Source organism: Pseudomonas sp. BF-B-15 (assembly GCF_019946675.1).
Taxonomy (GTDB): Bacteria; Pseudomonadota; Gammaproteobacteria; order Pseudomonadales; family Pseudomonadaceae; genus Aquipseudomonas; species Aquipseudomonas migulae.
The window spans coordinates 1-20,093 of sequence record NZ_JAGYFZ010000104.1 but is presented as its reverse complement, the minus strand read 5'-3'; the positions used below and the strand labels follow the sequence as shown (position 1 = coordinate 20,093).

Here is a 20,093-nt window from a genome sequence, read left to right as displayed (position 1 = left end):
TGGATGGCCGATCGCGGCGGGCCCACGGAGCAGGACCGGAGCGAGGGCATGCCGAGCCTAGGCGAGGCACCGAACGAAAGGGGCAAGAGCCCTTTGGTTACTTTGGGGCTTTTCCAAAGTGACTCGCCGTAAGGGCGAAACCAATAGCAGCCGTTGCCAAAGAAACGGATATGTACACTTAAGTACGCATCCCCCGCCCACTAACCAACAACCGCGCACACCCGATATACAACACCACCGTCGCCACCAGCATGAACGTAATCGCCACACTGATCCTGATGTCCGAAACCCCAAGAATCCCATAACGAAACGCATTGACCATATGCAGCACCGGGTTGGCCAACGACACCGTCTGCCAAAACGGCGGCAACAACGAGATCGAGTAAAACACCCCGCCCAAATAGGTCAGCGGCGTCAGCACAAACGTCGGAATGATCGAGATGTCATCAAAGTTGCGCGCAAACACCGCGTTGATGAAACCCAGCAACGAGAAGATCGTCGCCGTCAGCACCACCACCAGAATAGTCACGCCCAGGTGATGCACCTGCAACTTGGTAAAGAACAGCGACAGCAACGTCACAATGAGCCCGACCATCAACCCGCGCAGCACGCCGCCCAGGGTGTAGCCGATCAGAATCGTGTGCGGCGACACCGGCGACACCATCAATTCCTCGATGGAACGCTGGAACTTGCTGCCGAAGAAGCTCGACACCACGTTGCCGTAGGAGTTGGTGATCACCGACATCATGATCAGCCCCGGCACGATGTATTCCATGTAGGTGAAACCACCCATGTCACCGATCTGCCGGCCGATCAGATTGCCGAAGATCACGAAGTACAAAACCATGGTGATCGCCGGCGGCAGCAGCGTCTGCGGCCAGATCCGGGTGAAGCGTTTGACCTCGCGATAAACGATGGTATTGAGCGCGACGAGATTGGGCTGCAGCTCGGAACTCATACCGCCACCTTCGACAGATTTTTCTCCACCAGGGACACGAACAACTCCTCGAGGCGATTGGTTTTGTTACGCAGGCTCAGCACTTCGATGTTCTGCTGCGCCAGTTGAGTGAACAGCGCGGTGATGCCCATGGACTTGTCGACCTGGACTTCAAGGGTATGGCCGTCGAGCAAACGGGTCGGGTAACCCAGCAACTGCGGTGCAACGCTCAGCATGTTTTTCGTGTCGAGCAGGAAGGTTTCCACATGCAGCTGGCCAAGCAGCTGTTTCATGCTGGTGTTCTCGACAATCGTGCCGTGGTCGATGATGCCGATGTTGCGGCACAACTGCTCAGCCTCTTCCAGATAGTGCGTGGTGAGGATGATGGTGATGCCTTTCTGGTTCAGCTCGGTGAGGAACGTCCACATCGAACGACGCAGCTCGATATCGACCCCCGCCGTCGGTTCGTCGAGGATCAGCAGGCGCGGTTCGTGAACCAGCGCGCGGGCGATCATCAAGCGACGCTTCATGCCGCCGGACAATGAACGCGACGGCACATCGCGCTTGTCCCACAAGCCAAGTTGGGTCAGGTATTGCTCGGCGCGTTCCTTGGCGATTTTCGGCGGGATGCCGTAATAACCGGCCTGGGTCACGACGATGTCGAAGGTTTTTTCGAACTGGTTGAAGTTGAATTCCTGGGGCACCACGCCGATGGAGCGCTTGAGCTGCGCAGGATTCTTGTCCAGGTCGTTGCCGAAGATATTCACTGTGCCGCTGGTTTTGTTCACCAGGGTCGAGAGAATGCCGATGGTCGTGGATTTGCCGGCGCCGTTGGGGCCGAGCAAGGCGAAAAAGTCACCTTCGGCGACGTCCAGATCGATACCACTCAGGGCCTGGAAACCGTTGCCGTAGGTTTTGGTTAGCTGCCGGATGGACAGAGCGGAACTCATATCGGATTTACGCACCAAGAAGGGAAGAAAGGGATCAATAAGGGCGGGCGGCGAGCAATGCAACCGCGGCGCATGAGCGCAATGGTGCTTGTCGCCGCCACACAAGTACAGTCAAGTGTGTCGATAGTGAGTATTAAGTCAACGCGGTCATGACGGCTTTCTTGTACGCCGCACGCTGCTTCAGTCGTGCGTACCAGGCCTCCAGATGTGGCTGCGGCGCACGCTCGATCGGCATCTCGAACCAGGCATAAATGAAGCTGCCGAGGGGAATGTCGCCCATGCCGATTTCATCGCCGGACAAGTACGGTTTGGCCGCCAATGCCTGATCGGCCATTGCCAGCAAGCCATTGCACTCTTTGATTGCGGCGTTGATGGCGGGCCAGTCCTGTTGATCTGCCGGTGTGCGCAAGACACCCCAGAACACGGTGCGGAACGGCCCGGCAAAACTTGAAGTGGTCCAGTCCATCCATTTGTCGGCAGTGGCGCGGGCCTTCAGGTCCGAGGGATACCAGGCGGTGTCGTTGGCGTGGCGGGCCATCAGGTAACGCACGATGGCGTTGGACTCCCACAGCACGAAGCCGTCGTCTTCAATCACCGGAACGCGACCGTTGGGATTCATCGCACGATACTCGGGCGTATCGACCACACCAAAGGCGCCGCCTGCATCGATGGCTTCATAGGCCAGGCCCAGTTCTTCGGCGGCCCACAAAGGTTTTCTGACATTCGACGAATTTTTCCGACCCCAGATCTTCAGCATGACCGCCTCTTGATTGATGAATGCGCAGGCAGCATACGCCGGATCAGCCGCGACTCAAATCGCTCTGCATGTCCCCCAGCAGCGACGGCAACTGCTCGCTGAACAAGTGCGGATAGCACTTTTCCAGGTGTTCGAAAAAGAACGCCTCCGGCACGTCGGTGAACTGACCGTGATCGATCAGGTACTCCATCAGTTGCTCGCCGTCACGATTGAACGGGTGGAAAACACTGTCATTGATCCCGTCGAATTCCAGCGGCGCAACGTTGAACATTTCGCAGAGTTTCTGGTTGAACGCCGGCGTGGCTTTGACCCAGCGATCGTTCAGGTACAGCTCTGTATAACCATGCATGGCGAACACGTCACTCTTGAGCAATTCCAGCAAACGCGGGGTCGACAAGTGATTGCGCACATCCGCCAGACCGATCCGCGCGGGAATCCCGCAATGCCGCGCCGCTCCGGCGAGCAGCGTGGCCTTGGGCACGCAATAACTCTCACCGGTCGCCAGCGCATAACTGCCGCGCAAGGTCTCTGGATCGCGGCTGAACGTGTAAGGGTTGTAACGCACGGCCTCGCGCACCGCGTAATAGAGATTGATCGCCTGCTCGAGCGGGTCGCGGTTACTACCGCGATGTTTTTCGGCGAACTCCACCACCGACGGGTGGTCACTATCGATGAAGCGGCCGGGACGCAGATACTCGTGCATGAGGACAATCTCCTGGGGAAGCCACGAGTCTAGCGACAGGTTCAGCACAGAGATAACGACGTTTCGGCCAAACATGGACGCTTTGCCGCCCGCCCGGCGAACGATTTGCCCGGCCCGATGCCAATCGGTCCTACAAAACTCATCGAAGGTTTCCCACGATTTCAATCACCTTGCTCTGACCACCCTGTTTTGCGGATGCCGTCTAAGCTCTGAAGGTTGGTTTTGCCCTGGTTTCACGGAGGATTAAATATGCTGCTGTTGTGGATACTGGTTCTGGTTGTCGGGATTGCGTATTTAGCCCACCGCCGTATCGCCCCCCTACCCGCCCTGTGCATCGTTGCCGTTTATGTGGTGGCGATGGGGGCCTTCAGTCGTGCGCCTGGCTGGCTGCTGCTGGTGCTCTGGGTATTGATCGCAGCGGTGGCAGCGCCCTTGTTGCTGCCCGACCTGCGCCGCAAATACTTCAGCGCGCCGCTGTTCAACTGGTTCCAGAAAACCCTGCCGCCGATGTCGGAAACCGAACGCGATGCCATCGACGCCGGCACGGTGTGGTGGGACGGCGAACTGTTCAGCGGCCGCCCGGACTGGGACAAACTGCTGTCCTATCCCAAAGCTCAACTGACCGAAGAGGAACAAGCCTTCATCGATGGCCCGACCGATGAGCTGTGCGCGATGGTCACTGACTGGCAGATCGGCCAGGACATGGACCTGCCGGCCGCAGCCTGGACCCACATCAAGGAAAACGGTTTCTTCGCGCTGATCATTCCCAAGGAATACGGCGGCAAGGGTTTTTCTGCCTACGCCCACTCCCAGGTCGCGATGAAACTGGCGACCCGCAGCGGCGACCTCGCGTCTACTGTGATGGTCCCCAACTCCCTCGGCCCGGCTGAATTGTTGCTGCATTACGGCACCGACGAACAACGCAACCATTACCTGCCACGACTGGCGCGTGGCGATGACATCCCGTGCTTCGCCTTGACCGGACCATTGGCCGGCTCCGATGCCGGCTCGATGCCCGACACCGGGGTCATCTGCAAAGGTGAATGGGAAGGCAAGGAAACCCTCGGCCTGCGCCTGAACTGGGAAAAGCGCTACATCACCCTCGGCCCGGTCGCCACCCTCCTCGGCCTGGCCTTCAAGGCGTATGACCCGGATCACTTGCTGGGCGATGAAGTGGATCTAGGCATCAGCCTCGCGCTGGTCCCGACCGACACCGCCGGTGTCGAGATCGGCCGTCGTCATCTGCCATTGGGCGCAGCCTTCATGAACGGCCCGAACTCCGGCAAGGACGTGTTCATTCCGCTGGACTTCCTCATCGGCGGCCAGGACATGCTCGGCAAAGGCTGGATGATGCTGATGAACTGCCTGTCGGTCGGGCGCTCGATTTCGTTGCCTGCGGTCGGCACCGGCGCGGCGAAGTTCACCAGCCTGGTGACCGGTCAATACGCGCAGATTCGTGAACAGTTCAACGTACCGTTGTCGGCGTTTGAAGGTATTCAGGAAGCCATGGCGCGCATCGGCGGCAACGCCTGGATGATGGATGCGGCGCGGATGCTCACCGCCAACGCGGTGGACCTGGGCGAGAAACCGTCGGTGCTGTCAGCGATTCTCAAGTACCACCTTACCGAACGTGGTCGCGAGTGCATCAGCCACGCCATGGATGTGCATGGCGGCAAGGCGATCATCATGGGGCCGAACAACTACCTCGGACGCAACTGGAATGGCGCGCCGATCTTCATCACCGTCGAGGGCGCGAACATCCTCTCGCGCAACTTGATGATCTTCGGCCAGGGGGCGATTCGCTGCCATCCATTCGTCCTGAAAGAAATGGCCCTCGCCGGGCGTGAAGACAAGGATCAGGCCCTCACCGAGTTCGATGGCCTGCTGCTCAAGCACATCGGTTTTGCCGTGAGCAACGCTGCCAGCACACTGGTGCTGAACCTTGGTTTCGGTCATTTCGAACATGCACCGGGAGACAAGCTCAGCCAGGGGTATTTCCGTGCGCTCAACCGTCAGGCGGCTGCGTTCGCCCTGCTCGCGGACTTGAGCATGATGTTGCTGGGCGGTGAACTGAAACGGCGCGAACGTCTGTCGGCACGCCTGGGGGATGTGCTCAGCAACCTGTACCTGGCCTCCGCCGCGCTCAAGCGTTACCACGACCTCGACTCACCGGAACACATGGCGCCGCTGTTTACCTGGGCCATGGAAGAAAGCCTTGGTCAGTCGGAACGCGCGCTGGATGAATTGCTGACCAACTTCCCGAACAAGGTTTTGGGCTGCCTGTTGCGGGTGATCGTGTTCCCACTGGGTCGCCGTCACAAAGGGCCGTCGGACAAGCTCGGTGCAGAAGTCGCCGCGGTGATTGGCCGAGCCAAGGGCGATCCAACCCTGGAAGAGTTGCTTGGCGGATGCTTCCGCCCGCAGTCGGCCGATGACGCCGTTGGCGCCCTGCAACACGCGTGCGACCTGTTGAACGCGGTGCAGCCGGTGCAGAAAAAACTCCACATGGCGCTCAAAAGCGGTCAAGTCAAACCGGTTGCCGGGGAAAACGTTATCGACGCCGCGTTGGAGGCTGGCGTGTTGCAGCCGGTGGAAGCGCACAACCTGCGCAATGCCGAAGTGGCGCGGCGCAAGGTGATCGATGTCGATGATTTCGACAAAGAAGAGCTGAAGCTGGCCGAAGGAAAGGTCCGCTGATCCTGCTTGCGATGTAAAAAAGGGCGCAGGAGCTTTATACTCCCGCGCCCGTTTTGCTCTTGAGGACTTATCTCGTGTCCAACATCGTTGCCGATCATCTCGTTTTGCTCGACCACCTACGCAGTATCCTGGTCGCCGTGGGTGAGGCCGATCAGGTTCCCGAAGAAAGCCATGCCTTGTTCCTGGAGCGCTTCGACGAACTGCGTGCGTTGCTGCCGGTCGACCCGATCGAAAGCCAATACCTGGGCCAGGACATCCTGTGCCAGGTGATCACCCGTTACCCGCAAATCGCTCACCTGGTCCCGCGTGACCTGTTGTGGTATTTCGCCGGTGACTGCCTGCACTACATGCCCGACGATGAAATCGACTTGTATCAGGCGCTGGAAGAACGTCGCTTCGAAGCTGAACAGAACGACGAACCGTTCGACTGGAATCAGGAAAAGCAGTTGCTGGCGATGTCGAACGACGACAGCAAGCACTGATCCCCGGTCAGAAATGCAAAAGGCCCGCATGGTTAGACATGCGGGCCTTTTTTTGTGGCATTGCGCAGTGATGTGGTGTCTGGGCGGACGCCTTCGCGGGCAAGCCTCGCTCCTACAGGTCCTGCACAAAAACCGTAGGAGCGAGGCTTGCCCGCGAAGGGGCCCGTCAGAGCAACCCATCACTCTCGGGTAACTCATACTCAGCCGCGACCTTGCCTGCCACACCGGGTTTACCCGGCTTGCTCAACGTCGGCTCCTTCCCAAGACATTCCACCAGATAGTCGATCAACACCCGCAGCTTCGGCGGCATATAACGGGTCGGCGAATGCAGCAACCACGCCCCGCCGTGGTACGACGCCAGAAACGTCCAGTCCGGCAACACCTGCACAATCAAGCCCTGCTCCAGCGCATAACGCGCGGTGAAGTACGGCAGGCTGCCAATCCCGATGTGCTGCAACACTGCGCCCAGTCGCACACCGGTGTGATTGGCCGCATATCGTCCACGCACACCGACGGTGACGGCCTTGGTGCCTTTCTTGAATTTCCAGCGCGCATCACTCGGGGTCTCACCCAGGTAGATGCAACTGTGATTGAGCAAATCATGGGGATGAGTCGGCGTACCGTGCTCGGCCAGATACTGCGGAGTGGCGCAGAGTAAATGGTCGATGGTCAGCAATTGCCGCCCGACCAGCCCGGCGGGTGGCCGATCAGTGATACGAATCGCCAGATCGACGTTGTCGTCGATCAAATCCACCTGACGGTCTTCGAGTAACAGTTCCACATCCACTTTGGGATAACGCCGCAGAAATTCCGGCATATGCGGGTGAATCACGAATCGTCCTACGGCTTTGGGCACGCTGACTCGCACCAGCCCTTCCGCTTCATGGGTGAACTGACCGCTGATTTCCATCACCGACTTGGCTGCGCTGACCATCTCCTGGCAACGCTTGAATACTTCCTCGCCTCCGTCGCTCAGCCGCAGTTTGCGCGTAGTGCGTTGCAACAGGCGCGTGGCGAGTGCCTTCTCCAGACGCGAGATGCTGCGACTGACCGCCGACGGTGAAGAGCCCAGCTGACGCGCCGCTTCGGAGAAGCTGCCGGTCTCGACAACCTTGACGAATATCGCCATTTCACCGAGCAACGGCAGAGGAAGATTTATGCTCACAGCGCAACAGTCCTTTGATGTTTGAACGGATTATCACGCAATTCCACGCTTCATATAATAAAAAACAAAATTTTTAATGAGGACATGGAATATGACGCTTCGCCTCTTTTTCCATAGTGATGACCTCAAGGCTAACGTGGAAGTCCTCGATTGCACGCCGCACGAGAACGAATTCGCCGTGGTGCTACGCGCCACACTCTTCCACCCTCAGGGCGGTGGACAACCCTTTGACACCGGCTGGATCGGCGAAAGCCAGGTACTGCGCGTGGTCCAGGACCCGGACCGGATCATCCATTTCGTCGACCGCCCCGTCCCTCTCGGCATGACCCAGATTCGCATCGATGAGCAACGTCGCCAGTTCAACGCACGGATGCATTCCGCCGGCCATTTGATCGGCCATTTCGTCCAGGCCATGGGCTGGATGCCGATCAAGGCGCATCACTGGCCGGGCGAGGGACGCGTGCAGTTCAAACCGGTGGATTGCGCGCAGGAGATTGACGCCCGGACCATCGAGTCCGGCATAGAACAATGGATCGCCCACGACCTGCCGCGCCTGACATCGTTGCGCGAAGGCGCCCGGGAAATCGGTTTCGGTGAACTGCCCGCCTATGGCTGCGGCGGCACCCATGTACGTAGCCTGAAGGAATTGGGCACGGTCACGATCGCTTCCGTTTCGCAGAAGAAAGGAACGCTGTCAGTCCACTACAGCGTGGACTGAGCATTTGGGCGATGCCGACTCCGGCATCGCCTGGCGCCGGGGGGGCCTGCATTCGCGGGTTCCGTTGACTATCCGATAGATGGACCTGAACCATGATGCTTGACGTCGAGCGTCTCGATGAGACGTGCATAAAAAAACTGGCCAACGAAGAAGTCCTCGCCATCCGGGTCAAAAGTTTCCTGGCCCCGCCGCTGGCGATTCAGATCGGCGACAAGATTCTCGAGCCCGGTTTCGAAGGCTATATCAACGCACCGAGCATCGGTCGTATCGGCATGGCGTTTTATGAGGCTGAAAACCAGCCACTGCTGATCGAAGACTATTTCGAGCGCGCCACGCGCAACATCGCGGAACTGCGCAACCGTTGCGCGCCCTACTCGTCCCCGGTCGACACCCTGCGCTGCATGCTCGATGAGTCCTGGCCGGCGGGTGCGCATCTGGAAAACCTCTACGGCCGCAAGATGTATGTCGGCTTGTCCCGAGTGGTGAAACCCGGCGTGTGCTTTCTGGCCCACCACGACATCTTCGCCAAGGACGCTCCCGACAGTTACCAGGCCAGAAGCCTCGATGCGCAGTTCGCCTGCAATGTTTACCTGAACATGCCCACCGAAGGCGGCGCGCTGCAGATGTGGGACCACGACATTTCTCCCGACCAGTTCGATGAAATGCGTGGCGACAGTTACGGCATCGATCCGGCGCTGCTCGGCGCTCCGATCCTGGAGGTCCTTCCGCAACCCGGTGACTTCATCATGTTCAATTCGCGCTGCATGCACTCGGTGACACCGGGCGTGGCCGATCCGCGCCTGAGCCTTTCTTTCTTTGTCGGCTATCGCGGCAATGCTTCACCCCTTACTTTCTGGAGTTGAGATGCAGTTTTCGAATTACCTGGGCGAGTTCCTGGCGCTGGCGACAATTCACTTTCTGGCCGTGGTCGCCCCCGGACCGGACTTTGCGGTCACCATCCGCCAGAGCGTGCGTTTCGGTCGGTGGGTAGGCATCTGTACGGCGCTGGGCATCGGCGCGGGCATTTCCGTGCACGTGCTTTACACCCTTCTTGGCGTCGGCGCGCTGATGCACACCACGCCCTGGCTGCTGACTGTGGCCAAGGTCATCGGCGGTGCCTACATTTTGTACCTGGGTGTGAGCCTGTTGCGCAGCAAGCCCAAATCCGCGCTGGAAGGTGATAAAGAAGCCGACGAGCCGGTCGTCGAACAAACGCTGCTGAAGGCGTTCACCACCGGGTTTCTGACCAACGCGACCAATCCCAAGGCCACGCTGTTTTTCCTGGCGATCTTCACCACCCTCATCAGCGCCACGACCCCGCTGAACATTCAGGCGCTTTACGGCCTCTGGATGTGTTTCGTGAACGCACTGTGGTTTGTCATCGTTGCCCTGTTCTTCTCCAGCAGCCGGGTGCGCGTGCTGTTCATGCGCATGGGGCATTGGTTCGAACGCACCATGGGGGTGATTCTGATCCTGTTCGCCGGGCGCCTGATTCTGTCGATGTAAAAACCCGCCCACGCAAAAGGCCCGCTCAGTCTGACTGGCGGGCCTTTTTTTTTGGCTTGGATATAAATTTTGCACAAACAAAAACGCCGCTCAATGAGCGGCGTTTTTGTGAATTTGGAGCGGGAAACGAGACTCGAACTCGCGACCCCGACCTTGGCAAGGTCGTGCTCTACCAACTGAGCTATTCCCGCAAATGGCGTCCCCTAGGGGACTCGAACCCCTGTTACCGCCGTGAAAGGGCGGTGTCCTAGGCCACTAGACGAAGGGGACACGCTGCCCGGAACACATGGTGTGTGTTTCGGTGCCCAGACCCGCATCCGAAGACTTGGTTCTGGTTTCACTCAGCCCTGCCCGAAAGCAACGCTGTTTAAAATTGGAGCGGGAAACGAGACTCGAACTCGCGACCCCGACCTTGGCAAGGTCGTGCTCTACCAACTGAGCTATTCCCGCATATTGGCGTCCCCTAGGGGACTCGAACCCCTGTTACCGCCGTGAAAGGGCGGTGTCCTAGGCCACTAGACGAAGGGGACACACGTACAACATTCACTCCCTACCGCGTTTCGCTGTGTGCTTTACGCTGTAAGTGGCGCGCATTCTATGGATGGATTGAGGGGTCGTCAACCCCCAGATATAAATTTATTTAAATCAATGACTTCGCCCTGCTTTAAGCAGCGAATACGGCTTTTTGCTCGCCCTGTGTTTGACGCCTATATTCTGACACCCGCCAAGACGTTATAGTCCACCCACGCAACAGATGATGGCAATGTGCACCAAGCACACTATTACTTATATAAGCAGGTTTGCGGTCGATACAGGCATAAGCCTGTTCGTTTCAACCCGTCGAGCGGCCCTATGCGCTCCCCTGCCAAGCCACTACACTCGCACGCGAATCCCATAAAGAGGTCTTACCGGTGACACCACTCATGATCACCCTGCTAGTCGTAGCCGGGATCGCACTATTGATCGCCATTGGGTACATGAACCATGTGGTGGAAAACAACAAACTGGAAAAGGCCCGCACCAAGGTTGAGCTCAACGACCGCCTGCGTCGCTGTGGCGAAATTACCGAAACGTTCCCTGGCCAGCTGATGACTCCGGCTCTCAAGCTGTTGTTGACTCGCCTGGAACTGAACGTCTGCCAGCGCCTGTTGAATCTGGAAAAATCCAGCGCCAACCTCAAGGTGCGGATCAGCGAACTGAACACCCTTGTCGCGCAGGGCGAATCGATCCCGGTCAACAACCCGCCGGCACCGATCCAGACCGAAGCCAAGGCCAAGGATGTACGCTTCCTGCTCGAGGCCCTGCACGGTCAGATCACCCGCGCGGCACAGGACGGTTTCCTGCCAACCAACGAAGCCAAACGCTGGATCCGCGAAGTTCGCCACATCCTGGTTCTGTTGCACATCGAATTCTTCAACAACCTCGGCCAGCACGCCCTGCAACAAAACCAGCCTGGCCAGGCTCGCCTGGCGTTCGAACGTGGTGTGCAATACCTGCGCAAACAACAGGAACCTCAGGTCTACGCCGAACAACTCGAATACCTGGAAAAGCTCCTGGCCCGCGCGAATGCACAAGTCATGGACAAAACTGCGCCGGCTGAAGGCGAAGTGAACCAATTGACCGAAGGCCTCAAAGACGTCGAGGCGGATGCGGACTGGAAGAAGAGAGTGATTTACGACTGATCACGCAAAGATGAAGAGCCACCGACAAGGTGGCTTTTTTTTGCGTTGGGTTTTAGCGGCGGGTACATCCGGGAAAGATTGGGCGGCTGTCAGGCCGTCATCGCCGGCAAGCCGGCTCCTACAAAGGGCGTGGTACATCCGCGAGAATCAGGTCGGTTGTCAGGCCGTCATCGCTGGCAAGCCAGCTCCTACAAAGGGCGTGGCACATCCGCGAGAATCAGGTCGGTAGTCAGGCCGCCATCGCCGGCAAGCCGGCTCCTACAAAGGGCGTGGCACATCCGCGAGAATCAGGTCGGTAGTCAGGCCGCCATCGTCGGAACGCCGCCCGCAGCAAGCCGGCTCCTACAAAGGGCGTGGTACATCCGCGAGAATCAGGTCGGTAGTCAGGCCGCCATCGCCGGCAAGCCGGCTCCTACAGGGGATCGCGTTTGCTTTCGCTTCTCACCACTCATCAGGCCGAGCGTTAGCTCGCCTTGCGCTTTTGATTTTGATCTGCCCGCCCCTTCGGGAGGCTGAGTGGAGGTTCTGCGCAGTGGGCAACCCGGCATGGATGCCGGGTTAGCCGCCCCCGGCCATGGATGGCCGATGGCGGCGGGCCCACGGAGCAGGACCGGAGCGAGGGAACGCCGAGCCTTAGCGAGGGGCCGGACGCCGGGGCGAGACCTTTTGGTTCCTTTTGGGGCGTTTGCCAAAAGGGACTCGCCGTAAGGGCGAAACCGTGAGCGGCCGTTACACCACGAATGGATATGTACACCAACAAGAGATAGGTCGGCTGTCAGGCCGCCATCGTCGGAACGCCGCCCGCAGCAAGCCGGATCCTACAAGGGCCATACCGATCAAAGCCGGAAATGCCCGACCATCCCCTTCAACTCAACCCCCAACTGCGCCAACTCGATGCTCGACGCCGCATTCCCCTGCATCGCCAACGAAGACTGATCCGCACTCGCACGAATACTGGTCACACTGCGATTGATCTCCTCAGCCACAGAACTCTGCTCCTCCGCAGCCGCTGCGATCTGCTGGTTCATCTGCTGAATCAACGACACCGCCGCAGCAATACTGCCCAAGGCACTTTCGGTCTGAAGCGCATCACTGACCGCCAGTTTCACCAACTCGCCACTGCTCTGAATCTGATGCACCGACGACTGCGCCGCCGAACGCAAGGCACTGACCAGACGTTCAATCTCCTCGGTCGATTGCTGGGTCCGCTTCGCCAGGGCCCGCACTTCATCGGCAACCACCGCAAACCCCCTGCCCTGCTCGCCGGCCCGTGCCGCCTCGATGGCCGCGTTCAGCGCCAACAGGTTGGTCTGCTCAGCCACACTCTTGATCACACTGAGCACCGTGCCAATATTCTGGATCTCCGCACTCAAGCTCTCGATGCTGGAACTGGCCGAGGACGCCGAATCGGCCAGCTGCTCGATCCGCGCCATGCTCTGGCGCACCACCACCTGGCCACTTTCGACCTTGTCGTCCGCCGTCTGCGCAGCCTGGGCAGCTTCTTCCGCGTTACGTGCAACATCGTGCACGGTGGCGGTCATCTGGTTCATTGCAGTTGCGACCTGCTCGGTTTCTTCTTTCTGACTGCTGACTTCAAGATTGGTCTGTTCGGTCACCGCCGACAGCGATTGCGCGGAACTGGCCAATTGCTCGATGCCCGCCTGCAAACCGCTGACAATGCTGCTGAGCCCCGCGCCCATTTGCTGCATGGCCTGCATCAGTTGGCCGATCTCGTCCCGGCGGGTCACTTCAACCGTCGCACTCAAATCGCCCGCGGCAATCTGCTGAGCCACACGGATCACACTGCGCAACGGCCCCACGATCAATCGGGTAATCACCCATGCCGCAATCAGCCCGACCAGCAAGGCCAGGGCCGATGAACCGATAATCAGCAGCGAATTCTTTTTCAGCTCGGCCTGCATCGACTGGTCTTCGGCGACATAGGCCTGATCCACCCGCTCCACCACCTGCGCGGCGCGCTGATGCAGCTGTTCATAGACGGTTTTTTCCTGCGCCAGCAGGCCGGTGTACTCGGCAAGTTTTTCACTGAAACCGCCAATGTGCCCGACCACCTCATTGAGGACCGTCTGATAGCCCTCGTCCTTGACCGTGGTTTTCAACTGCTCGGCCTGAGCCAGCGCCTGGTCGGCCTGCTCGATCTTGCCTTGGCTGGCACTGTCATCGCCCTTGCGGCTCTGGTCCAGACGCACGCGCGCCTCGTTCATGGCTTGCAACATCAGCCGCGATACCTGGCTGACTTGATTGGCCTGTTCGATGAACTGGCTGCCGTCCTTGCCCTCGGAGTCCTTCAAGGTATAAGCGCCATCGTCGGCGAGACCGGCCTGCAACACATCAAGGTTGTTGGCCACGCTGGACACCGACCAACTAGCCATTTCCAGCGCCAGGTCCTTGGCCTGACTCAGCGAGACAAATTCGTCAAACGCCTTGCGATAAGCTCCCAGCGATTGCTCGACGTCGTTCATCACCGGAACGTTGGCCGGTGATTGCGCCTTGAGCTGATTCGCCAGGACGACCAGGCCTTCAACGCCCTCGTGCAACGCAGTGACGATTTTCGGGTTGCCGTGCAAGGCGTATTCCTGCTCAAGCAACCGCACCTTGAGCAGGCCACTGTTGAGCGACGACATCTGTTTGAGCCCGTCGAAGCGCTGGCTGATGGTTTGCAGGGACCATACGCCGATGGCCGCCACCAGGGCTGTCAACAGCAGCACCAGCAGAAACCCGACACCCAGTTTTTTTGCCATACCGAGGTTGGCAAAACGTCCTTGCACGGCCGAAATCATTGCACTTAGTCCCCTGACATAGTCTGTTAACGCAGATTCGCAACGGGCCTGTGTCAACACAAGTCTCTGGCGTCGGAATAATGGCAAAAAGCTACGCCAACGTCGTTTTCAGAACGCTTGAGGTCGATTCAAAGCGGTGGCCTGAAAAAACGCCCGGGCTCGCGGATCACAGGCATAGGCCACATTGATACGCTGCCAGTCACCGGCCTCGCCGGCGGGACTGAAGGCTGTCGCGCAAGACAGCAGGACACCGTGGCGTCGAGCCTGAATCCGCAGGTGAGCGTAGTCGGACTTGCGCGATCGCGCCCAGATGAACAGGCCCCCGACGGGTTTGCCGAAGACCTCCCACTCGGCGTCTTCCAGCATCTGCAATGCGGCCTCTCGGTCACCGCTCAGACGCTGCCGCAGGCGCAGCACCAACTTGCGATAGGCACCGCTCGCCAACAGGCAGGCCAGCACCGACTCGCAAAACCCGGAAGTACCCAGGCTGCTGATCCTCTTGACCTCGGCCAGCCTCGATATGACTTCCGCGCCAGCCACTACAAAGCCGACCCGCAACGAACTGCTGAGAATCTTGGAATAGCTGCCGAGGTAAATCACGTTGCCATCGGTCTCCAGGGCTGCGAGCCGCACGCCCGGGCCACTGTGCAAGTCCGCGTAGACATCGTCTTCGATCACCAGCACGCCATGGGTTTTCGCCAGTTGCAGGACCCGCTCCGCCACCGCCGGCGCCAGGCTGTTGCCTGTCGGGTTGTGATAGAAGCTGTTGATGAACAATGCCCGGGGCTTGTTCTCCCGCAGCAGTACCGTGAGCGCTTCGATGTCCGGCCCGCGCGGCGTGCGCGGTACCTCAAGCATGTTGACACCCCGCAGCCTGAGCAACTCGAACAGCAAGGAGTAACCGGGGCTTTCTACCACCACGCAATCACCTGGCTTGAGCAAGGTGCGCACGATCAGGTCAAGCCCCTGACTGGCGCCCGCCGTTGTCATGATTCGACTTTCTTCTGCGGCGATATCCAGCAGCCTCAGGCGTTTGAGGATTTGCTGACGCAACGCCCGCAAACCCAACGGCGTGCTGTAGTTGAACAGCGCAGCCATGTCCGTGCGACTGACCTCACGGATCGCGTAGCTCAGGTCGTCGGTTTCACGCCAGCTTTCGGGAAGCCCGCCACTCCCCAGCGGCAGCTCACCCTCCCTGCTGTGTGAATTGACCTCTGTACCTTCTGACCACGGCGAGTCCGCAGCGACCAACGCCGGGGTTGCGACGACAAACCCCGCGCCATGACGTGGCACCAGCATGCCTTGGGCCACCAGCCGCTCACAGGCCTCAACGACGCTGGTCTGACTGAGCAAGTTGACCCGTGCGATTTGCCGCGCAGAAGGCAAACGCGTCCCAGCCTCTATTTCGCTCTGACGCAGCCAGCAAGCCAGCGCGTCGACGATTTGCTGTACGACCGGCACCATTGCCTGTCGATCGATTCTCAATTCCATGAGCAAGCAAACTCCTGTTTGTTTCGCGGAAAACAGTTAATCACAGCAACGCGGGATGGGCTGTGCGACAACGCCGCCAAAACTCACGGATCTAACCATTTGAAACACATTGCCCGAGCCATTCCCCAGGCAAAAAAAAACCCGCACACGTGGCGGGTTTTCTTGCGGTGCATGGCCCGGCTTCAGAACGCCGTGACGCCACCGTCCACCGCCAGCGAATGACCGGTGGTGAACGCGGCACCGTCGCTGCACAGGTACAGCACGGCACTGGCGATTTCTTCGACCTTGCCGATGCGACCCACCGGGTGCATGGCGCTGGCGAACTCGCCCTTCTTCGGATCCGCTTCATAGGCGCGGCGGAACATGTCGGTGTCGATCACCGCCGGGCACACCGCGTTCACGCGAATCTTTTTCTTGGCGTATTCGATTGCCGCCGATTTGGTCAGGCCGATCACCGCGTGCTTCGACGCCGCATAGATGCTCATCTTCGGCGCGGCACCGAGGCCAGCCACCGACGCCGTGTTGACGATCGCGCCACCGCCCTGAGCCAGCAACAACGGCAGCTGATACTTCATGCACAGCCAGACGCCTTTGACGTTGACGCCCATGATCGCGTCGAATTCGTCGACCGTGCCTTCGGCCAGTTTGCCTTTCTCGATTTCAATGCCCGCGTTATTGAAGGCGTAGTCGAGACGGCCGTAAGTATTCACCACTTCGTCCATCAGATTTTTTACATCGCTTTCCAGGGTGACGTTGCAACGCACGAAGGTCGCTTCGCCGCCCGCCGTACGAATCAGCGCCACGGTGCCTTCACCGCCTGCGGTGTCCATGTCGGCCACCACCACTTTCAACCCTTCGGCGGCGAACGCTTGGGCGGTCGCGCGGCCGATACCATTGGCGGCGCCCGTGACTACAGCGACCTGGCCGGAAAACGTCATGCTCATTGTGATGCCCTCGAAGTGAAGAATGTGCAAGTTAGCGTGCGACCAGTCTAGCCACAGGCACGACCCGCGCGGCAGCACTATCAGAAGCCCGGTTAAGCGACCATGAGTTGCAGTGATAAAACCACCGGACCGACTATCACTGCACTGGATCGATGTGCATTCGCCGCATCAGCCAAACTTGCGGGGTCGTCCATGAAGGTCTATCAACAAGTCTTCATTCATCTTGAGTGCCTGTCATGACTACCCAGACCAATCGCCAGTTCCTGCTCGCCAAACGTCCGGTGGGCGCGGCGACCCGCGAGACATTTTCCTATCAGCAAGTCCCGGTCGGCGAACCGGCCACGGGTCAGATCCTGGTCAAAAACGAATACCTGTCCCTGGACCCGGCCATGCGTGGCTGGATGAACGAGGGCAAGTCCTACATCCCGCCAGTCGGTATCGGCGAAGTCATGCGCGCACTGGGCGTAGGCAAAGTCGTGGCGTCCAGCCATCCGGGGTTTGCGGTCGGGGACTACGTCAACGGCGCCCTGGGTGTGCAGGATTACTTCCTCGGCGAGCCGCGCGGCTTCTATAAAGTCGATCCGAAACTGGCACCGCTGCCACGTTACTTGTCCGCGCTGGGCATGACCGGGATGACGGCCTACTTCGCCCTGCTCGATGTCGGCGCACCGAAGGAAGGTGACACCGTGGTGCTTTCCGGCGCGGCCGGTGCGGTAGGCAGCATCGCCGGGCAGATCGCCAAGATCAAAGGCTGCCGCGTGATCGGCATCGCGGGCGGCGCGGACAAGTGCAAGTTCCTGATCGACGAACTGGGTTTTGACGGTGCCATCGATTACAAGAGCGAAGACGTCGTCGCCGGCCTCAAGCGCGAATGCCCGAAAGGTGTGGACGTGTATTTCGATAACGTCGGCGGCGATATTCTCGACGCCGTGCTGAGCCGTCTCAACCTGAAGGCACGGGTGGTGATTTGCGGCGCCATCAGCCAGTACAACAACAAGGAAGCGGTCAAAGGGCCGGCCAACTATTTGTCGCTGCTGGTCAACCGCGCACGCATGGAAGGCTTTGTGGTGATGGACTACGCCGCGCAGTTCGCCACGGCCGGGCAGGAAATGGCCGGGTGGATGGCCAAGGGGCAGCTCAAGAGCAAGGAAGACATTGTCGAAGGGCTGGAGACGTTCCCGGAGACGCTGATGAAGTTATTCAGCGGCGAGAATTTCGGCAAGTTGGTGTTGAAGGTATAAAAAGCTTCGCGGGCAAGCCTCGCTCCTACAGGTCAGTGTCGTTCGCGGAGTACGTGCACGACGTGATACCTGTAGGAGCGAGGCTTGCCCGCGAATGGTTTTAGCAGGCGCCGCTTAAGCGATTTCGGCTACGACGTCAGCCAACGCCTTGGCCGGATCCGCCGCCTGGCTGATCGGACGGCCGATCACCAGGTAATCGGAACCGGCATCCAGCGCCTGACGCGGCGTCAGAATGCGGCGCTGATCGTCCTGGGCGCTGCCCGCCGGACGAATCCCCGGGGTCACCAGTTGCAACGACGGGTGAGCCGATTTCAAGGCCTGGGCTTCCAGCGCCGAGCACACCAGACCGTCCATCCCGGCTTTTTCCGCCAGCGCAGCCAGGCGCAACACTTGTTCCTGAGGTTCGATATCCAGACCGATGCCGGCCAGATCTTCACGCTCCATGCTGGTCAGCACGGTCACGCCAATCAGCAGCGGTTTCGGGCCGGTGCGCTGATCGAGCACTTCACGGCAAGCCGCCATCATGCGCAGACCACCGGAGCAGTGCACGTTGACCATCCACACGCCCATTTCCGCCGCGGCTTTTACCGCCATGGCGGTGGTGTTCGGGATGTCGTGGAACTTGAGGTCCAGGAACACTTCGAACCCCTTGTCGCGCAAGGTGCCGACGATTTCCGACGCGCAGCTGGTGAACAGTTCCTTGCCGACTTTGACCCGGCACAGTTTCGGGTCCAACTGGTCGGCCAGCTTCAGTGCGGCGTCACGGGTGGGGAAATCCAGGGCGACGATGATAGGAGTCTGGCAGACGGACATGTGCGGGCTCTCAGGCAGGACGAAATCGGCGCGCATTGTAGCGGAACCAGCGCGGCTGCGGGACCCGATGATCGGTAAATCGTCGTCGGCGCTCAGCCAAGCCTAGCCCTTTCGCCGATTGTGTCGAGACCGATACACTCACGACACGCCCACAACACCCTTCCCCGCTACCCTCGGCAGCCGCAACACGTCCTTACAGCACTTCCCGCCTCCGGGCCGGACGCCTATGCTGAAGCCACAACCTCGCAGCCCATCTTTGTGGTTGGCAGCCTACCTGGCAGATGAACGCACGCATGCACAACACCCACGCACCTGTGAACGACGATCAAAAAGCGCCCGGCGACGACAAACGCTGGAGCATTCGCGCCCTGATCGTCGACGATGACGTCCCGATCCGCGAACTGATGATCGACTACCTGGCCCGCTTCAACATCCACGCCAGCGGCGTCACCGATGGCGCGGCCATGCGCCTGGCGCTGCAAGCGGAGCATTTCGACGTGGTGGTGCTCGACCTGATGCTGCCCGGCGAAGACGGTCTGTCGCTGTGCCGCTGGTTGCGCGCCGAATCGGACATTCCGATCCTGATGCTCACCGCGCGTTGCGAACCCACCGACCGGATCATCGGCCTGGAACTGGGTGCCGACGATTACATGGCCAAACCGTTCGAACCACGGGAGCTGGTCGCACGGATTCAGACCATTCTGCGTCGGGTGCGCGACGACCGCACCGAACAGCGTGCGAATATTCGCTTCGATAACTGGCGCCTGAACAGCGTGCTGCGCCAGTTGATCGCTGCGGATGGCCTGGTGGTGCCGCTGTCCAACGCCGAGTTCCGCTTGCTCTGGGTGTTCATCGAACGTCCGCGCCGGGTGCTCAGCCGTGAACAATTGCTGGATGCGGCGCGCGGTCGTTCGATAGAAGCCTTTGATCGCAGCATCGACCTGCTGGTTTCGCGTCTGCGCCAGAAACTCGGGGACGACCCGAAAGCCCCACAGCTGATCAAAACCGTTCGCGGCGAGGGTTACCTGTTCGATGCACGAGACATCGGCTGATGCGTGCGCGCTTCGATACGCTGTTCGGTCGCCTGTTTGGCGTGCTGCTGGTGGCGATCATCCTGGCGCATCTGCTGGCGTTTGCCTGGTTTCATCATTACGGCCCACCTCCGCCGCCGCCCCCGCCCGAGTTCGCCCAAGGCTTCGACGGACC

General features: G+C 59.7%; 17 protein-coding genes, 4 tRNA genes and 2 pseudogenes. 9 read left to right on the top strand and 14 right to left on the bottom strand.

The features are described 5' to 3' along the window. Positions 1 to 178 precede the first annotated feature (178 nt). The 4 genes from KGA97_RS24790 to KGA97_RS24775 form a co-directional block, all read right to left on the bottom strand. Positions 179 to 958 carry an ABC transporter permease gene (locus KGA97_RS24790; protein WP_008032943.1) on the bottom strand — a complete coding sequence of 260 codons (780 nt, stop codon included), beginning with the start codon at positions 956 to 958 and terminating at the stop codon, positions 179 to 181. Beyond that, on the bottom strand, positions 955 to 1,887 hold the full coding sequence (locus KGA97_RS24785; protein ID WP_008032944.1) for an ABC transporter ATP-binding protein: 933 nt from the start codon (positions 1,885 to 1,887) through the stop codon (positions 955 to 957). The genes KGA97_RS24790 and KGA97_RS24785 overlap by 4 nt, the downstream gene beginning before the upstream one ends. 133 nt (positions 1,888 to 2,020) lie before the next feature. Beyond that, positions 2,021 to 2,644 carry a glutathione S-transferase family protein gene (locus KGA97_RS24780; protein WP_192420268.1) on the bottom strand — a complete coding sequence of 208 codons (624 nt, stop codon included), beginning with the start codon at positions 2,642 to 2,644 and terminating at the stop codon, positions 2,021 to 2,023. A 43-nt stretch (positions 2,645 to 2,687) separates the two neighbouring features. Next, positions 2,688 to 3,347: a transglutaminase-like domain-containing protein gene (locus tag KGA97_RS24775; protein WP_008045164.1), complete on the bottom strand. Its 660-nt coding sequence runs from the start codon at positions 3,345 to 3,347 to the stop codon at positions 2,688 to 2,690. Between the two features lie 249 nt (positions 3,348 to 3,596). Between KGA97_RS24775 and KGA97_RS24770 the strand changes: the two genes are divergently transcribed. Next, positions 3,597 to 6,044, top strand: coding sequence for an acyl-CoA dehydrogenase (locus KGA97_RS24770; RefSeq protein ID WP_223481678.1), 2,448 nt, complete (start codon positions 3,597 to 3,599; stop codon positions 6,042 to 6,044). Between the two features lie 74 nt (positions 6,045 to 6,118). Next, the gene (locus KGA97_RS24765) at positions 6,119 to 6,526 is read left to right on the top strand and encodes a PA2817 family protein (protein WP_008032949.1); all 408 of its coding nucleotides are present in this window, start codon (positions 6,119 to 6,121) and stop codon (positions 6,524 to 6,526) included. A 166-nt stretch (positions 6,527 to 6,692) separates the two neighbouring features. Here the strand turns inward: KGA97_RS24765 and KGA97_RS24760 are convergent, their stop codons facing one another. Beyond that, positions 6,693 to 7,691 carry a LysR family transcriptional regulator gene (locus KGA97_RS24760; protein ID WP_008036719.1) on the bottom strand — a complete coding sequence of 333 codons (999 nt, stop codon included), beginning with the start codon at positions 7,689 to 7,691 and terminating at the stop codon, positions 6,693 to 6,695. Between the two features lie 91 nt (positions 7,692 to 7,782). On the opposite strand from KGA97_RS24760, the gene KGA97_RS24755 reads away from it, so the two are divergent. The 3 genes from KGA97_RS24755 to KGA97_RS24745 all read left to right on the top strand — a co-directional run bounded on the left by KGA97_RS24755 (position 7,783) and on the right by KGA97_RS24745 (position 9,915). Continuing rightward, the gene (locus tag KGA97_RS24755) at positions 7,783 to 8,409 is read left to right on the top strand and encodes a hypothetical protein (RefSeq protein WP_008036717.1); all 627 of its coding nucleotides are present in this window, start codon (positions 7,783 to 7,785) and stop codon (positions 8,407 to 8,409) included. A gap of 92 nt (positions 8,410 to 8,501) precedes the next feature. Next, a complete protein-coding gene (locus KGA97_RS24750; protein ID WP_008036716.1) occupies positions 8,502 to 9,272 on the top strand; it encodes a 2OG-Fe(II) oxygenase in 771 nt (256 codons plus the stop codon). A gap of 1 nt (position 9,273) precedes the next feature. Continuing rightward, on the top strand, positions 9,274 to 9,915 hold the full coding sequence (locus KGA97_RS24745; RefSeq protein WP_008032957.1) for a LysE family translocator: 642 nt from the start codon (positions 9,274 to 9,276) through the stop codon (positions 9,913 to 9,915). Positions 9,916 to 10,030: 115 nt separating this feature from the next. Here the strand turns inward: KGA97_RS24745 and KGA97_RS24740 are convergent. From KGA97_RS24740 to KGA97_RS24725, 4 genes are all read right to left on the bottom strand, one after another. Beyond that, positions 10,031 to 10,106: transfer RNA gene (locus KGA97_RS24740), tRNA-Gly, on the bottom strand. A gap of 3 nt (positions 10,107 to 10,109) precedes the next feature. Next, positions 10,110 to 10,185 (bottom strand) — tRNA-Glu (locus KGA97_RS24735). A 104-nt stretch (positions 10,186 to 10,289) separates the two neighbouring features. After that, positions 10,290 to 10,365: transfer RNA gene (locus KGA97_RS24730), tRNA-Gly, on the bottom strand. Positions 10,366 to 10,369: 4 nt separating this feature from the next. Further along, positions 10,370 to 10,445, bottom strand: a tRNA-Glu gene (locus KGA97_RS24725). Positions 10,446 to 10,838: 393 nt separating this feature from the next. On the opposite strand from KGA97_RS24725, the gene KGA97_RS24720 reads away from it, so the two are divergent. Then, positions 10,839 to 11,597, top strand: a complete 759-nt coding sequence (locus KGA97_RS24720; RefSeq protein WP_032832315.1) for a hypothetical protein — start codon at positions 10,839 to 10,841, stop codon at positions 11,595 to 11,597. Positions 11,598 to 12,433: 836 nt separating this feature from the next. Here the strand turns inward: KGA97_RS24720 and KGA97_RS29690 are convergent. The 4 genes and pseudogenes from KGA97_RS29690 to KGA97_RS24705 form a co-directional block, all read right to left on the bottom strand. Continuing rightward, complete coding sequence (locus tag KGA97_RS29690; RefSeq protein ID WP_404943265.1) at positions 12,434 to 13,138, bottom strand: methyl-accepting chemotaxis protein; 705 nt, start codon at positions 13,136 to 13,138, stop codon at positions 12,434 to 12,436. A 204-nt stretch (positions 13,139 to 13,342) separates the two neighbouring features. Beyond that, positions 13,343 to 13,519: pseudogene (locus KGA97_RS29685) on the bottom strand (HAMP domain-containing protein); the annotation flags it as partial. A 987-nt stretch (positions 13,520 to 14,506) separates the two neighbouring features. Then, a complete protein-coding gene (locus tag KGA97_RS24710; RefSeq protein ID WP_223481677.1) occupies positions 14,507 to 15,889 on the bottom strand; it encodes a PLP-dependent aminotransferase family protein in 1,383 nt (460 codons plus the stop codon). A 182-nt stretch (positions 15,890 to 16,071) separates the two neighbouring features. Next, positions 16,072 to 16,833, bottom strand: coding sequence for an SDR family oxidoreductase (locus KGA97_RS24705; protein ID WP_008041586.1), 762 nt, complete (start codon positions 16,831 to 16,833; stop codon positions 16,072 to 16,074). 236 nt (positions 16,834 to 17,069) lie between these two features. On the opposite strand from KGA97_RS24705, the gene KGA97_RS24700 reads away from it, so the two are divergent. Beyond that, positions 17,070 to 18,074: an NADP-dependent oxidoreductase gene (locus KGA97_RS24700; RefSeq protein WP_223481676.1), complete on the top strand. Its 1,005-nt coding sequence runs from the start codon at positions 17,070 to 17,072 to the stop codon at positions 18,072 to 18,074. A gap of 114 nt (positions 18,075 to 18,188) precedes the next feature. On the opposite strand, the gene pyrF is transcribed toward KGA97_RS24700, so the two are convergent. Next, positions 18,189 to 18,887, bottom strand: a complete 699-nt coding sequence (gene pyrF, locus KGA97_RS24695) for an orotidine-5'-phosphate decarboxylase (RefSeq protein WP_167362965.1) — start codon at positions 18,885 to 18,887, stop codon at positions 18,189 to 18,191. A gap of 293 nt (positions 18,888 to 19,180) precedes the next feature. Here pyrF and KGA97_RS24690 point away from each other — a divergent pair, with 293 nt between their 5' ends. Both KGA97_RS24690 and KGA97_RS24685 read left to right on the top strand, forming a co-directional pair. Then, complete coding sequence (locus KGA97_RS24690; RefSeq protein ID WP_008029291.1) at positions 19,181 to 19,939, top strand: response regulator; 759 nt, start codon at positions 19,181 to 19,183, stop codon at positions 19,937 to 19,939. Then, positions 19,939 to 20,093: pseudogene (locus KGA97_RS24685) on the top strand (two-component sensor histidine kinase); the annotation flags it as partial. The gene KGA97_RS24690 and the pseudogene KGA97_RS24685, both read left to right, overlap by 1 nt.